Raw genomic sequence first — 14,691 nt, forward strand, 5'->3', positions numbered from 1 at the left:
CACTTTGGTCGCTAAGGCCCAAACCGCAAAAAATCCAACGGACTTAGTTCAGGCCTTGTGTAAACTAGCTTCGTCAACTTCTGAGGCGGCGTAAAAGTTGTAAAGTGCTGTAATACTATAATATGAGCAAATATGAGCACAAAAAAGGGGCTGTCGCACGAAGCTAAAATGGCTTATGATATGCTCCCTTCGGGAGTGTAAAATAGTTTGTGTAAACCGGTTATTGCACAAATCCAATTTATCCCCCATAATTGGGTAATCAAACATTAAGGATGGTACCCATGACGAAACGTAAAAAAACTACGCCGACATTCGGAGAACAAATTGCTCAGCAGATTCTTGAAAACTATGATCTTAAAGATGCCCAGGACATACAGGATGCCCTGAAGCAGGTCTTCGGCCCTATCTTTGAAGCCGTACTGAAAGGCGAAATGCAGAATCACCTCGGTTATGAAAAGAATGGGCACTCAGAAGATTCAACAAATGCCCGTAACGGGTATTCCCAGAAGACGTTGAAAACCTCGCTGGGCGAAGTCCCTATTCGTGTCCCCAGGGACCGTCAGGGCCAGTTTGAACCTCAGATTGTAAAGAAACATCAGCGCGATGTGTCGTCCATTGAAGGCAAGGTGCTGGCCATGTATGCACGCGGTATGAGCCAGCGTGACATAGCCGCCACTATCGAAGACATTTATGGTTTCCAGCTCTCTCATGAACAGATTTCGAATATTACGGACTGTGTTATGGAAGAAGTGAACCGCTGGCGCACACGGCCGCTGAAGCCGTTCTATCCTTTTTTCCTTTGTAGACTGCATCTACGTTTCTATGCGGACAGAACGCGGTATCCGTCAGGTCGCCGTCTATGTAATGCTGGCTTACGATACCAATGGGTACAAAGACGTACTGGGTCTTTGGATCAATGAAACCGAAAGCAAGCATGCCTGGATGCAGATTTTCGATGAGCTCAAAGCCCGTGGCATCGAGGATTTAGGCATTCTCTCGATTGATGGCGTATCCGGCCTGGAAGAGGGCGCAAAGGCTATTTTCCCGAACGTCACCGTACAGCGCTGCATTGTCCATCTCGTACGAAACTCGATTCGGTATATCCCCAGGAAGCAGTGGAGTGCTTTCACGAAGCAGCTGAAAGGGATTTATGGGGCTGTAAACGTGGAAGAAGCACAGCGGGCTTTCGAGCAGTTTAAACAGGACTGGCAGGGGTATCCCGGTGCCGTCGCCGTTTGGGAAAACAACTTCCAGCACGTCGAGCAGCTGTTTAATTACGGCAGTGCCGTACGCAAGGTAATGTATACGACCAATGCCATCGAAAGCGTAAATGCCAGCTTCCGCAAAGTTACGAAGAAAGGTTCATTTCCTAACGAAGATGCTGTTTTTAAAATCTTCTACCTGCGAATCTTGGAACTCTACAAGAAATGGAATTCACATCGCCTAGTCAATTGGGCGATAATCCGGAACCAGCTGCTCATTGATGAACGGCTTGGCCCTCTGATGGAAAAATACGACAAAGATTTCTAAGAAATTTACACAAAATTCTTGACACACCCCAAAATCATGTCAAAAACCCAACTCAGAAGATGGATTCTCAAGTATAATGGTTATGAGGAGCTGAAAGCTTCCGGAACAGGAGGAGCCATCATCATGACCAAAGGAAGAAAAACCACATTTGAGGAAAGAGTCGAAATTGTTCAATACTGTATTGCCCATGATCATAATTACAAGGAAACAGCCGTAAGATACGGCATTTCCTATCAACAAGCCCGAAACTATACCGTCAAATATGAAGCTGGCGGAATCGAAGCGCTTCAGGACCGGCGTGGCCGGACCAAGAAAGAAGAAGAAATGACGGAGGTGGAGAAGCTCCGAGCCGAGAACCGGATTCTCCGTGCCGAAAAGGAACGAGCCGAAATGGAGGCGTCTTTCTTAAAAAAACTCAGCGAAATAGAGAGGAGGTGGGACTGAGCCGGGTCAGGTATGGACATATCTACCAAGCGATCAAAGAAGAACACGAAGAACATAGGTACCCCATTAAAGCGCTTTGCCAACTGGGAAAGGTAAGCCGGGCTGCTTATTATAAATGGCTGCATAGAGGGAATCCCGCTTATGAGGCCGAAAATGAACGAATTGCTCAGATACTAGAAGAGATTCATAGAGAAAACCCGGATAAGGGATATCGCCGACTACGTGATGACTTAGATAGGTATTATGGTATCCCGGTCAATGACAAGCGGGTATTGCGAATCTGCCGCCAGAAAGGGATTAAGTCGACCATCAAATATGCCAATCATGGCTGTACCAGGCAAGCAGCCAATCCACAATTTATAGCTGAAAATATTTTGAACAGAGAATTCACAGCCGAAGCACCGAATGAAAAGTGGTTAAGTGATGTGACAGAATTCAAATACTATATGGGCATAGAAGTCCACAAAGTATATCTCAGTGCCATCCTTGACCTATATGACCGCAGAATTGTTTCTTACGCCATACGGGATGCGAATAATAACGCGTTAGTATTTGATACTGTAGATGCTGCCATTGCAGCTAATCCAGGGGCTACTCCTCTTTTTCATTCCGACCGGGGATTCCAATATACCCATAGAGCCTTTCATGCCAAGCTGGAAGCTGCCGGGATGACGCAAAGTATGTCCAGAGTCGCAAAATGTATTGATAACGGTCCGATGGAAGGATTCTGGGGGATTCTGAAAAGAGAACGGTATTATGGGAAGCGTTTTACTAGCAAAGAAGCGCTGGTAAAGATGATTGAAGACTATATAGAATACTATAATAACAAGCGATTACAAAGAAACTTAGGCGTGCTTACGCCGATGGAAAAGCACGAACAGTATCTGATGGTGGCATAAAAAATCTGCCACCAGAACAAAATCTGATGGCAGAAAGTTTTTATTTTTTTAATTGCCTACTTGACGGGTAGCAGTTCATTTTGGGTTTTAAGTTTTCAGTTTACAGTTTTTAGTAAACCGAGTTAGTGAATTTCACTGATGATGACGTCAGTCATCTTCTGGGTGTCGGCTTTCTTGAAGCCTTCTTTATAGAGGTCCGGCGTGCGCCAGCCGGCTGCCAGGGCGGCGTCGACGGCTTTTTCAATCTTTTCGGCCGCTTCGTCTTCATCCAGGGAGTAGCGCAGGAGCATAGCCGCCGAAAGGATGGTGGCGCAGGGATTGGCAATGCCCTGGCCGGCAATGTCCGGTGCCGAGCCGTGAATCGGTTCGTAGAGGCTGGTCATTTCGCCGATGGAAGCCGACGGCATCATGCCGATGGAACCGCCGAGGACAGCCGCTTCATCGCTGAGGATATCGCCGAAGAGGTTGCTCGTGACGATGACGTCGAACTGCTTCGGATTGAGGGCCAGCTGCATGGCGCAGTTGTCGACGTAGAAATGGTTCAAGGCGACGTCGGGATAATCCTTGGCGACGTCGATGACCGTACGGCGCCACAGGCGGGACGTAGCCAGGACGTTGGCCTTGTCGACGGACGTAACCTTGTGGCGGCGCTTCTGGGCGGCCTTCATGGCAAAGGTGCTGATGCGCTGTACTTCAGGGACACTGTAGTTTTCCAGGTCCCACGCGCGTTCGACGCCATTGTGGATTTCCGATTCGCAGCGGTCGCCGAAATAGATGCCGCCGACGAGTTCGCGGACGATGAGGACGTCCGTCCCGGTGACGATGTCCGGTTTGAGCGGCGAGTATTCGGCCAGGACTTCCGGTACCTTGACCGGGCGCAGGTTGACATAGAGCCCCAAAGCCTTGCGCAGGCCCAGGACGGCCTGTTCCGGGCGCAGTTTCGGGTCGACGTTGTCCCATTTGTCGCCGCCGACGGCGCCGAAGAGGATGGCGTCGGCTTTCTTGGCCGCTTCGATGGTATCTTCCGGCAAGGGCGAACCGCAGAGGTCATAGGCCGTGCCGCCGGCCGGTTTCTTTTCAAAAGTCAGGCCGATGTGGCAGACTTCATCAATTTTCTGTAAGACTTTGACGGCACCTGCCGTGATTTCTTCCCCGATTCCGTCGCCGGGGATGACGACGATATGTTTAGCCATGTTACTTAGACTCCTTTACGTAATTGATCAAGCCGCCGGCTTTGGCGATGTCCTGGATGAAGCCCGGCAGGGGCGGTGCCTGGAAGGTATCGCCTGTCGTCTTGTCGACGATTTTCCCCGTGTCGAGGTCGATGGAGAGGATATCGCCGGCTTTGATTTTTTCGACGTCGTCGCCGATTTCCAAGGCCGGCAGGCCGACGTTGATGGCATTGCGGTAGAAGATGCGGGCGAAGCTGGCCGCAATGACGACGGGGATGCCCGACGCCTTGATGGCAATCGGTGCGTGTTCACGGGATGAACCGCAGCCAAAGTTGTGGCCGCCGACCATGATGTCCCCTGCCTTTACGTTGCCGGCAAAGGTTTCGTCAATGTCGACCATGCAGTGCGTGGCCAATTCTTTCGGATCGAAGCTGTTCAAATAACGAGCCGGGATGATTACGTCTGTATCGATATTGTCGCCGTAGCGCCATACTTTTCCTTCTAATGTCATGATTAACGGACCTCCTTCGGTGCGGCAATCTTGCCGAGAATCGCACTGGCTGCAGCGACCTGCGGGCCAGCCAGGTAGACTTCGCTGTCGACGTGACCCATGCGGCCGCGGAAGTTGCGGTTCGTCGTGGAGACACATTTTTCACCAGCTGTCATGATGCCCATGTAGCCACCCAAGCAGGGACCGCACGTCGGCGTCGAAACGGCACAGCCGGCAGTGATGAAGGTTTCGATGTAGCCGGCCTTCATGGCTTCCATGTAGACGTGCTGGCTGCCGGGGATGACGATGCAGCGCACGTCAGGATGGACTTTATGGCCTTTGAAGATGTCCGCAGCGATCTTCAAATCTTCCAGACGGCCATTGGTACAGGAGCCGATGACGACCTGGTCGATTTTGATGTCGCCGAAGGTGCCGATGACCTTGGTGTTTTCCGGCAGGTGCGGGAAAGCGACGACGGGCTTCGATTCAGACAAGTTGATTTCGACAGTCCGGCTGTAATGGGCGTCGTCGTCAGCCGTGACGATGTCGTAGCCATCGGGGACGCGGCCCTTTTCATAGGCTATGGTCTGTTCATCGACAGGGAAGATGCCGTTCTTGGCACCGGCTTCGATGGCCATGTTGGCAATGGTGAAGCGGTCGGTCATATCCAGAGCGGCGACGCCTTCGCCCGTGAATTCCAGGGACTGGTAGAGAGCGCCGTCGACGCCGATCATACCGATGAGGGTCAGCATGACGTCTTTGCCCGTAATGTCATCGGGTTTGGAGCCCGTCAGATGGACATTGATGGCATCGGGGACTTTGAACCAGGCCTTGCCTGTAGCCATGGCGACGCCTAAGTCCGTCGAGCCGACGCCGGTGGAGAATCCGCCCAGGGCGCCATACGTACAGGTATGGGAATCAGCACCGATAGTCAACATACCGGGAGCGACGATGCCCTGTTCCGGCAAGAGGACGTGTTCGATGCCGACACGGCCGACTTCAAAATAATGCGTAATGCCGTGTTCCTTGGCGAAGTCGCGGACGATTTTGGCCAAACCGGCGGACTTGATGTCTTTGTTTGGCGTGAAGTGGTCCGGGATCAAAGAAATCTTGGTCTTATCAAAGACGGGCTTGCCGATCTTGTTGAACTGGGCAATGGCCGGAGGGGCCGTAATATCATTGGCCAGGACCATATCGAGATTACAAGTAATTAAATCACCCGGTTTCACCGAGTCGACGCCGGCATGTTTTGCCAGGATTTTCTGCGTCATCGTCATACCCATATGTATATACACTCCTTATTATTTCACTAAAATCCAATACAGATAAGTTTCTATCATGCTTGAGTTCGATGTGAGTGGCTTTCAATTACACTCCCCTCACATCAAACATCATACCTTAATGCTGGCCCGACGTGGCTTTGAAGGCCGTAATCGTATCCGGCGTGGACTTGAGGGCCCGGAACTTGACGCGCTGAGCCATGCCGTCCATGCGGTTGATGGCCGTCATGAAGGCGAAGATGGAAGCCGTAATGGTATCCGTATCGACGCCGGCGCCCCAGGTCGTATGGCCTTCTTTATCGGTCAGGCCGAAGTAAGCGATGCCGCGGGAATCGGAGTCACGGTCCAAATCGTGTTCGCTGTAGACGAGGTTGCTGAACTCGATGCCATAGGCCTTGCAGACGGCATTGCTGACGGCATTCAGCTGGCCGTTGCCGGCCCCTTCGAGGACGACTTCTTCGTCGTTGGCGCGGACCAGGACTTTGCCGACCCATTTATCGCCTTTCTTCTTGAGCGAGAAGTCTTCGACTTTCAGCGGCGTATCGGCATTGAGGTAGTTCTTCTGGAAGACGTCGTAGATTTCGGCCGGTTTCAATTCCTGATGCTTGTGGTCCGATACTTCCTTGACGAAGTAGCTGAAGTCTTCGCGCATCTTCTTCGGCATGTCGATGCCGTAATTCTGTTCCATGACGAAACCTACGCCGCCCTTGCCGGACTGGCTGTTGATGCGGATGACGTCGGCATCGTACGTGCGGCCCACATCATGCGGATCGATGTACAGGTACGGGCAGGTCCAGTACTGTTCGTTGTTTTCCTTGCGGAAGTGCATGCCCTTGGCGATGGCGTCCTGATGAGAACCGGAGAAAGCGGCGAAGACCAGCTGGCCGGCATAAGGCTGACGCGGATGGACATGCATGCGGGTCACTCGTTCATACGTTTCCACCAGTTTGGGCATGTTCGAGAAATCCAGGCCCGGGTCGACGCCTAAGGCATACATGTTCATACCGATCGTGACGATGTCGGCATTGCCCGTCCGTTCGCCATTGCCGAACAGTGTACCTTCGACGCGGTCGGCGCCGGCGAGCATGGCCATTTCAGCGTCGGCGACGCCTGTGCCGCGGTCATTGTGGGGATGGACCGATAAGATAACGTTGTCGCGGTATTTCAAGTTCTGCGACATATAGGCGATCTGCGAAGCGAAGACATGAGGCATGGACATCTGGACCGTCGACGGCAGGTTGATGATGGCCTTGCGGTCAGCCGTCGGTTTCCAGACATCGAGGACGGCGTTGCAGACTTCCAAAGCGTATTCCGGTTCCGTGCCGGTGAAGCTTTCCGGCGAATATTCAAAGCGGAAGTTGGCACCGGCTTCGTCGGTCAGGCGCTGTAACAATTTCGCACCGTCTACAGCAATCTGTTTGATTTCTTCCTTCGATTTGCGGAAGACCTGCTGGCGCTGGGCGAAGGACGTGGAATTGTAGACGTGGACGATGGCGTTCTTGACGCCTTTCAGGGCATCGAAAGTCTTGCGGATGATGTGTTCCCGGGCCTGGGTCAGGACCTGGACGGTGACGTCATCGGGAATCATGTCGTGGTCGACTAAGTAGCGCAGGAATTCAAATTCCGTTTCCGACGCAGCCGGGAAGCCGACTTCGATTTCCTTGAAGCCCATGGCAACTAAAACTTTATAGAATTCAATCTTTTCTTCAAGGCTCATAGGAATGATGAGGGCCTGGTTGCCATCGCGCAAATCGACGCTGCACCAAATGGGCGCTTTATCGGGATATTCTTTCTGGGCCCAGGACATATCGACAACAGGGGGCATAAAATAACCTTTTTTATAATGTTCTACGTTTTTCATACTGCATCTCTCCTATGATCATGAAATAAATTTAAAATAAATCATTACACAATCAAAATAAAAAAAATCTTTCATCTCGAAAAGAGACGAAAGATTATACTTACGCGTTACCACTCTAATTCCTATCCGAAGATAGGCTCTCAACAGGTACGGACATACGTCGATACCCTCCTGTCTGTTAACGGCCAGGCCCCGGCTCCACCTACTCCTTTCGTTTCAGCGAGCTGCTTAGAGATGAGTTCTGTTCCGTGCCGCTGCTGCCTCACACCACCCGGCAGCTCTCTGGAAACATTCCGGAACTTACTAGTTCTCTTCAACGCATTTTTTATTTTGGATTGTTTGTCTGTTGACGTTTTGTATGTTATCATACCATTTTGTAATTTGCAAGACTTTTTCCAGAACTTTTCCGAATATTTTTAGCTTAAACGTGATACTTTATTTAATAAAATATCGTTAAGACGAGTTTAACGTTTATCTTTGCATGTAACGATTCTTTGCAGGATGCGTCGCCTCCCCCTATCTTTTTCCCCTTATTAATGCTATAATAAATAAGTTACACAACAAGGAGGAAGTACATGTTAGAAAAATTCCAAAATTTGAATATTAGCGAAGTCATTATCCGTGCCCTGAATGAAATGGGCTTTGAAGAACCGACACCGATCCAGGCTGAATCGATTCCCGTCGCCATGAGCGGCAGCGACATGATCGGCCAGGCCCAGACCGGTACGGGTAAGACCGCAGCCTACGGCATCCCGGTCCTGGAAAAAATCCTGAAAGCCGAACCGTCCAAGGATATCCAGACCGTCGTCCTGTCGCCGACGCGTGAACTGGCCATGCAGGTTGCCGAAGAGCTGAACCACCTGGCCCAGTTCACCAACATCCAGGCCCTGCCGATCTACGGCGGCCAGGATATGGAACGCCAGCTGCGCCGCCTGCGCAAATGCCCGCAGATCATCGTCGCCACGCCGGGCCGCCTCATCGACCACATGAAACGCGGCACCATCGATTTGAGCCACATCACGACCATCGTCCTCGACGAAGCCGACGAAATGCTGGACATGGGCTTCATCGATGACATCAACCTCATCATGGCCGCTACGCCGAATACGCGCCAGACCCTGCTCTTCTCGGCTACCATGCCCAAGCCGATCCAGCAGCTGGCAGAAACGTTCCTGCACGACCCGCTCATCATCCGCATGAAGGCCAAAGAAGTCACGATGGACCTCATCGAACAGTCCTACATCGAAGTGCCGGACCGCCAGAAATTCGACATCCTCTGCCGTCTCCTGGACCTGCAGGAACCGGACCTGGCCATCATCTTCGTCCGCACCAAACGCCGCGTCGACGAAGTGTCGGAAGCCCTCAAGAAGCGCGGTTACTCGGCTGAAGGCATCCACGGCGACCTGACCCAGGCCAAGCGCGATACGGTCATCCGCCAGTTCCGTGAAAAGACCATCGACATCCTCGTCGCTACCGACGTCGCCGCCCGCGGCCTCGACATCAGCGGCGTTACCCACGTCTTCAACTACGACCTTCCTCAGGACCCGGAAAGCTACGTCCACCGCGTCGGCCGTACCGGCCGTGCCGGTCAGAGCGGTGAAGCGACGACCTTCGTCATCCCCCGCGAAATGGAACACCTGCGGACCATCGAACGCCTCATCAAGCGCCGCATCACCCGCCGCAAGGCCCCGACCTTCTCGGAAGCCCTGGAAGGCGCCCAGCAGGCCGCCATCCGCAGCCTGATCACGACGACAGAAGAAGGCAATTTCGGGCCGTACAAAGAAAATGCCGAAGAACTCCTGTCCAACTACGACTCGGCCGCCCTGGTAGCCGCTGCCATCAAGCTCTTGACCAAAGAACCGGACACGACACCGGTCAAGATCACTGAAGAAGCGCCGCTCCGCGTCCACCGCAGCCGCAACAATCGCGGTGACCGCAATAACCGCCGCTACAACCGCAACGACCGCCGTGGAGACCGCCGCAGCCGCAATAACGACGGCGAAGACAACAACGAACGCCGCGGCGAACGACGCCGCCACTTTGCCCCGAAGAACCGCGACAACAACAATCGCGGCAGCTTCCGCAACAACAACCAGCGCCGTGAAAACAAACAACATAAAGAACCGAATCGCTCCGCATTCAAGCCTTACTTCAAGGATTAAAAAAAAGGCGCTGTCGCATAAAGACAGCGCCTTTTTTAGTGATTAGCAGTTAGTGGCTAGTGGCTAGCGGATGGCTTTAAATTTAGATGTTTTGCTGAAAACTACAAACTCCGTGCTACAAACTAATATGTATGATTTCCCGACAAGCTGGCTAAAAAGAATCATCCAAATTCCTAACGGGGCACCCGCTTGGTATTTGAAAACACACTCACCGAGCCGGAAAATTCCACATATACCTGGCGGGCTCGCCACGTGCGAGCCCCTACAAATATCTTACAGCGAGCACCTACAAATGCCCTCCAGGCACCTCTCTTCTTATCAGGAAAGGCCAGTTACGAACCACTAGCCACGAATAATCTCGCTCCAGGCGTTGGCGATGTCGGCGAATTCCTGGAGAGACAGTGTTTCCCCGCGGCGTTTGCCATCGATGCCTGTTTTTTCCAGGACCTGGGCGATTTGTTCCTTGCTCATGCCCGTATTTTTCAAGGCGTTGGAAAAGGTCTTGCGGCGCTGCTGGAAGGCCGCTTTGATGACCTGGAAGAAGCGCTTTTCGTCGATCAAATCGACAGGCGGCTGCTGGCGGACGTCCATGGCGACGACGGCCGACGTGACTTCCGGTGCCGGCATGAAGCATTTCGGCGAGATTTCAAAGAGCATCTGCGGCTGCGTATAGTACTGAACCGACACGGACAGGGCACCGTAAATCTTATGGCCCGGTTCGGCTACCATGCGTTCGGCCACTTCCTTCTGGACCATGACGACGATGCGCTTGATGGGCAGCTTCTGTTCCAGGAGCTTCATGATGATCGGCGTCGTGATATAGTAGGGCAGATTGGCACAGACCGTGAAGGGCTGGTGATTCATGACTTCTTCGATGTCGATGCGCAGGATGTCGCCGTGGACGACGCGCACGTTGTCATAGTGTTCCAAGGTCTTGTCGAGGACGGGCAGCAGATGGTCGTCCAGTTCGACAGCCGTGACGGCTGCGCCCGTTTCGGCCAGGGCCTGGGTCAGGGTGCCGATGCCCGGCCCGATTTCCAGGACCGGATTGCCCTCCCCGATTTCGGCAGCGTCGGCAATGTCGTCGACGACGGCGTGACGGATGAGGAAATTCTGGCCCAGCTTCTTATTCATGCGCAGGCCAAAGCGTTTGACGACGTAGCGGACGACGTCTGGATTGGACAAGTCGACTTCTTTCATCTATTTCACCTCGTGGATCTGACGGAGGGCATCATCCCATTCGTCACGGGTGACGCCGTAATGGTTCAAGCGTTTCAAAAACTGTTTGGCATTGCCATAGCCGATACCCAGGATGGCGCCGACTTCGGCCCGGCGGTCGGCCGCATCAGGCGTCCCGTTGAGGCCGGCAGCGGAAATGTCCTGCATGGTAAAGGTCACTTGCGGTTCATACGTCGCACAGCGGACTTTGGACAAGGCCAGGCGGATGGCTTCCGGCGAGGCCTGTTCGACGCCCAGGTCGTTGTTGGCAATGGCATCTTTCCTGGGGATAAAGGCGTGTTTGGCATTAGGGAAACGGTCGGTCAGGAACTTGCGGATCTGTTCGCCGGCCCGATCGGGGTCGGTCAGGATGATGATGCCCCGCTTTTCATAAGCACAGCGGATCTGTTCCAGCGTGTGAGGCTTCAAATTGAAACCATCTGTCGTAATCATATCAACGTCGATGTGGCTGGCACGGATGCGGGCGACATCGGACCGGCCTTCGACGACGAGGACTTCCTTAATCATGAGCGGCTCCTTCCCGGTGTTCGGCAATGTACTGGGCTGCGCTGAGGATGGCCAGGACATTGTGTTCAAAGACGATGCCGCCTTGGAGATAAATCATGTACGGGTCGCGGATCGGGCCGTCGGCCGACAATTCGATAGACGAACCCTGGACGAAATCACCGGCGGCCATGATGATCTTATCGGCATAGCCCGGCATATCGTCGGGAATGGGTGTGACGTGGGCGTCGACAGGCGAGAAGGACTGGATACCCTGGCAGAAGAGACACATGTTCTGTTCGTTTTCCAGGTAAATGGTCTGGATCAGGTCGACGCGCGGATCCTGGACGGCCGGCGAAACCTTGAAGCCCATCTTTTCAAAGACAGCCGCTGCAAAGACGGCCCCTTTGATAGCCTGAGCCGTAACGTGCGGTGCCATGAAGAAGCCCTGGAAAAAGAGGCGGTAGCCGGCTGCATAGGAACCGAGTTCGTCGCCCAGGCCCGGAGCCGTCAGGTAGTCGGCTGCGGCGTGGACCAGTTCTTCCTTGCCGGCAATATAGCCGCCTGTGGGAGCAATGCCGCCGCCGGGATTCTTTATGAGCGACCCGGCGATGATGTCGGCACCGGCTTCAATCGGTTCTTCTTCAGCAGCAAATTCGCCATAACAGTTGTCGACGAAGCAAATCGTCTTGGGGCTGACCTTCTTGACGACGGAAATAATAGAACGGATATCATCAATCGTCAAGGATGCCCGCGTGCTGTAACCGCGGGAACGCTGGATGAGGACCAGTTTCGGCTGCTTTTCGGCGACGGCCGCTTCAATGCCGGCCAAATCATAGGCGTTGTCCTTCAAGGGGACTTCCTCATAGCGGACGCCCTTTTCCTTCAAAGAATGCGGCGTTTCATGGGCATAGCCGATGACGCCCTGCATCGTGTCATAAGGCGCCCCGACGAGGCTCATCATGAGATCGCCAGTCTGCAGCAGGGCCAGCAGGACCGTCGCCAGCGCATGGGTCCCCGATACGAAGTGGGGCCGGACAATGGCCTTTTCGGCCTTGAAGACGCGGGCAAAGACTTCATCGAGCTTTTCCCGGCCCATGTCGCTGTAGCCATAGCCCGACGTACCGGCAAACTGGTACGAAGAAATCTGGGCTTCCTTATAAGCGGCCAGGACTTTCGCCGTATTATGGAGACAAATCGTATCAATGCGTTCAAACTGGTCCGCACATTCGGCCAGCGCTTCTTTTCGTAATGTTTCTAAATCCAAAGACAATGTCATGATTCCTTTCTATAGTGAATATGTAGTTAGGGGTTAGGGGCTCTCCTCATAGGAGAGCTGTCAGCTCTGCTGACTGAGAGGTTGCTTTTCTACTTGCCGCCTGCGCCATTCCCACGTCATGGGAAAGGCACATCCCCCAGCACAGCCTGTATCAATGCATCTTCTCCATCGTACTGGTCCTTGTCGTACCAGTGGATGTAGGGCATGCGTCTGAACCACGTGAGCTGGCGTTTGGCAAAGCGCCGCGTCCGGGTCTTGATACGGGCCACAGCGTCATCGAGGGACATCTGTCCCTGGAGATACAGGGCCAGTTCCTGATAGCCGATGGCCTTCATGGCCTGGCAGTCCGTCGGGATGCCCTTGTCCAGCAGGTGCCGCACTTCATCGACCCAGCCGGCGGCAATCATGGCGTCGACGCGCTCTTCAATGCGCCGGTACAAGACATCCCGCGGCAGGCGCAGACCGATGACGTAAGCGTCATAGACTACATCCCGAGCCTTGCCGGCCCGGACGAAAGATTTCCCTTCGCCCTGCTCGATGGCGCTGACCAGTCGGGTCAGGCGGTGCGTGTTGGAAAACAGCTCGTGCCAGTCCGGCGGCTGCCAGTCCGTTTCCGTCTCGATATAGGCCTTCAGTTCCTCTTGACTGAGAGCGTCGATCCGCGCCTGGGCCGCTTCCTTGTCGGCTTCGGTCATGCGGGCCGTCTGGAAATCATAGCCTTCCAGGAGAGACTGGACGTATAGGCCCGTACCGCCGACGAGAATAGGGATCTTCCCCTTTCCGTTGACTTCGGCAATGGCCTTTCCCGCCATATCACAGAAGCGGGCTGCCGAATAGGGCTCATCGGGCTCAGCAATATCGATGAGATAATGGTGATAGCGGGCCAGTTCGTCCGCCGTCGGCTTGGCCGTACCGATATCCATATGGCGGTAAATCTGGTAGGCGTCACCGGAAATGAGGTCGGTCCCGTAGTGTTCGGCCAGGGCAAAACTGAGGGCCGTCTTGCCGACCGCCGTCGGACCGATGATGGCAATTACTTTTTCCATGAATCACACTCCAATACGGCATAGCCAATGCGGCTGTATTTGCCGCCATATAAGGTAACATCCGGGAAATCGCGGCAGAGCTGGCGGAAATCCCGTTCTTTGATGACCACCCGGCGCCGGGCTTTCTGCAGCGCCGAGGTCCCGCGTCAGGCCGCCGTGTTCCATGATGGCCCGGACGGGCTGGAACTGGCAGCTCGCCTCGACAGGCCGCTGGAACATGGGGTCGAAATAGAGGATGTCGTACACAGGCCCTTCATCGGACAACAGATAGTCGCGATAGTCACCACAACGCAGGGAAATCCGGCGCAGCGCCGCCGTGACGTCGTCTTTCTTATGGACAAAGTGGGAAAAGCCCCAGGCCGTAACGGCTTCCAGCAAAGGCGATACTTCCAGGGCATCGACGCGGGAGCCAGCCGGCAGGCCGAAAGAGGCGACGGCCGCATCGGCGCCAAAACCACAGGTACAATCGAGGACGGAAATAGGCGGCTGCGCCGCTGCAGGCCGCAGGTCGTACTCCTTCACCCCCATCAGGGCTTCCAGGAGATGGTCGCGCTGGCCTTTCCGCAGGTTCTGGATGCGCAGTTCGGCCATGTTGAGGCTGAAGAAATGGCTGCCTTCCGGGCGGTCTATCTGAGGCCCCCGCGATGAATAGACGAGGAAATCCTCGCCGTATTCATCCATCAAGTCCTGTATGGTCCGCTTTCCCCGCGGCACATAGGCAAAGCCCTGGCTTTCGGCCCAGGCGTTCCCTTCACATTGTAATTTTTCTTTGGCCTTCAATGAAGGCACGACGTAAATCATATGAG

The 14,691-nt window shown here is 54.0% G+C and carries 12 protein-coding genes, 1 pseudogene and 1 other annotated feature; of the genes and pseudogenes, 4 read left to right on the top strand and 9 right to left on the bottom strand.

Annotated elements, in window-relative coordinates; translation table 11 throughout:
• The first annotated feature begins 281 nt into the window (after positions 1–281).
• The 3 genes and pseudogenes from ACFCTO_RS08800 to ACFCTO_RS08810 all read left to right on the top strand — a co-directional run bounded on the left by ACFCTO_RS08800 (position 282) and on the right by ACFCTO_RS08810 (position 2,873).
• Positions 282–1,530: pseudogene (locus tag ACFCTO_RS08800) on the top strand (IS256 family transposase).
• Between the two features lie 123 nt (positions 1,531–1,653).
• Complete coding sequence (locus ACFCTO_RS08805; protein WP_370841908.1) at positions 1,654–1,974, top strand: helix-turn-helix domain-containing protein; 321 nt, start codon at positions 1,654–1,656, stop codon at positions 1,972–1,974.
• Complete coding sequence (locus ACFCTO_RS08810) at positions 1,965–2,873, top strand: IS3 family transposase (RefSeq protein ID WP_370841909.1); 909 nt, start codon at positions 1,965–1,967, stop codon at positions 2,871–2,873. Before ACFCTO_RS08805 ends, ACFCTO_RS08810 begins: the two co-directional genes overlap by 10 nt.
• A gap of 122 nt (positions 2,874–2,995) precedes the next feature.
• On the opposite strand, the gene leuB is transcribed toward ACFCTO_RS08810, so the two are convergent.
• The 4 genes from leuB to ACFCTO_RS08830 form a co-directional block, all read right to left on the bottom strand.
• Positions 2,996–4,066: a 3-isopropylmalate dehydrogenase gene (gene leuB / locus ACFCTO_RS08815; RefSeq protein WP_370841911.1), complete on the bottom strand. Its 1,071-nt coding sequence runs from the start codon at positions 4,064–4,066 to the stop codon at positions 2,996–2,998.
• A 1-nt stretch (position 4,067) separates the two neighbouring features.
• Complete coding sequence (locus ACFCTO_RS08820) at positions 4,068–4,556, bottom strand: 3-isopropylmalate dehydratase small subunit (protein ID WP_020310045.1); 489 nt, start codon at positions 4,554–4,556, stop codon at positions 4,068–4,070.
• Between the two features lie 2 nt (positions 4,557–4,558).
• Positions 4,559–5,818, bottom strand: coding sequence for a 3-isopropylmalate dehydratase large subunit (gene leuC, locus ACFCTO_RS08825; protein WP_499876749.1), 1,260 nt, complete (start codon positions 5,816–5,818; stop codon positions 4,559–4,561).
• A gap of 115 nt (positions 5,819–5,933) precedes the next feature.
• Positions 5,934–7,676: a 2-isopropylmalate synthase gene (locus ACFCTO_RS08830; protein WP_294024684.1), complete on the bottom strand. Its 1,743-nt coding sequence runs from the start codon at positions 7,674–7,676 to the stop codon at positions 5,934–5,936.
• Positions 7,677–7,755: 79 nt separating this feature from the next.
• Positions 7,756–8,002: a binding site (T-box leader), on the bottom strand.
• Between the two features lie 249 nt (positions 8,003–8,251).
• Between ACFCTO_RS08830 and cshA the strand changes: the two genes are divergently transcribed.
• Complete coding sequence (cshA, locus tag ACFCTO_RS08835; protein WP_292261148.1) at positions 8,252–9,838, top strand: degradosome RNA helicase CshA; 1,587 nt, start codon at positions 8,252–8,254, stop codon at positions 9,836–9,838.
• Positions 9,839–10,180: 342 nt separating this feature from the next.
• Here the strand turns inward: cshA and rsmA are convergent, their stop codons facing one another.
• The 5 genes from rsmA to ACFCTO_RS08860 all read right to left on the bottom strand — a co-directional run bounded on the left by rsmA (position 10,181) and on the right by ACFCTO_RS08860 (position 14,686).
• Positions 10,181–11,038: a 16S rRNA (adenine(1518)-N(6)/adenine(1519)-N(6))-dimethyltransferase RsmA gene (gene rsmA / locus ACFCTO_RS08840; RefSeq protein WP_499876750.1), complete on the bottom strand. Its 858-nt coding sequence runs from the start codon at positions 11,036–11,038 to the stop codon at positions 10,181–10,183.
• Positions 11,039–11,584 (bottom strand): ribonuclease M5, encoded by a 546-nt coding sequence (rnmV, locus tag ACFCTO_RS08845; protein WP_481324917.1) that lies wholly within the window; start codon positions 11,582–11,584, stop codon positions 11,039–11,041.
• Positions 11,577–12,827, bottom strand: a complete 1,251-nt coding sequence (locus ACFCTO_RS08850; protein ID WP_178138874.1) for a methionine gamma-lyase family protein — start codon at positions 12,825–12,827, stop codon at positions 11,577–11,579. Before ACFCTO_RS08850 ends, rnmV begins: the two co-directional genes overlap by 8 nt.
• Before the next feature lie 128 nt (positions 12,828–12,955).
• On the bottom strand, positions 12,956–13,885 hold the full coding sequence (miaA, locus tag ACFCTO_RS08855; protein ID WP_499876751.1) for a tRNA (adenosine(37)-N6)-dimethylallyltransferase MiaA: 930 nt from the start codon (positions 13,883–13,885) through the stop codon (positions 12,956–12,958).
• 3 nt (positions 13,886–13,888) lie between these two features.
• Entirely contained in the window at positions 13,889–14,686 is a 798-nt protein-coding gene (locus ACFCTO_RS08860; RefSeq protein ID WP_499876752.1) for a class I SAM-dependent methyltransferase, read from the bottom strand.
• Between the last annotated feature and the right edge of the window lie 5 nt (positions 14,687–14,691).

The sequence above is a fragment of the Megasphaera indica genome, from assembly GCF_046614755.1.
Classification (GTDB): Bacteria; Bacillota; Negativicutes; order Veillonellales; family Megasphaeraceae; genus Megasphaera; species Megasphaera intestinihominis.

What these genes read in the sequence shown, in the direction of transcription:
- ACFCTO_RS08805 (WP_370841908.1), top strand. Translation starts at nt 1,654, where the DNA reads ATGACCAAAGGAAGAAAAACCACATTTGAGGAAAGAGTCGAAATTGTT.
- leuB (WP_370841911.1), bottom strand. Translation starts at nt 4,066, where the DNA reads ATGGCTAAACATATCGTCGTCATCCCCGGCGACGGAATCGGGGAAGAA.
- ACFCTO_RS08820 (WP_020310045.1), bottom strand. Translation starts at nt 4,556, where the DNA reads ATGACATTAGAAGGAAAAGTATGGCGCTACGGCGACAATATCGATACA.
- leuC (WP_499876749.1), bottom strand. Translation starts at nt 5,818, where the DNA reads ATGGGTATGACGATGACGCAGAAAATCCTGGCAAAACATGCCGGCGTC.
- ACFCTO_RS08830 (WP_294024684.1), bottom strand. Translation starts at nt 7,676, where the DNA reads ATGAAAAACGTAGAACATTATAAAAAAGGTTATTTTATGCCCCCTGTT.
- cshA (WP_292261148.1), top strand. Translation starts at nt 8,252, where the DNA reads ATGTTAGAAAAATTCCAAAATTTGAATATTAGCGAAGTCATTATCCGT.
- rsmA (WP_499876750.1), bottom strand. Translation starts at nt 11,038, where the DNA reads ATGAAAGAAGTCGACTTGTCCAATCCAGACGTCGTCCGCTACGTCGTC.
- rnmV (WP_481324917.1), bottom strand. Translation starts at nt 11,584, where the DNA reads ATGATTAAGGAAGTCCTCGTCGTCGAAGGCCGGTCCGATGTCGCCCGC.
- miaA (WP_499876751.1), bottom strand. Translation starts at nt 13,885, where the DNA reads ATGGAAAAAGTAATTGCCATCATCGGTCCGACGGCGGTCGGCAAGACG.
- ACFCTO_RS08860 (WP_499876752.1), bottom strand. Translation starts at nt 14,686, where the DNA reads ATGATTTACGTCGTGCCTTCATTGAAGGCCAAAGAAAAATTACAATGT.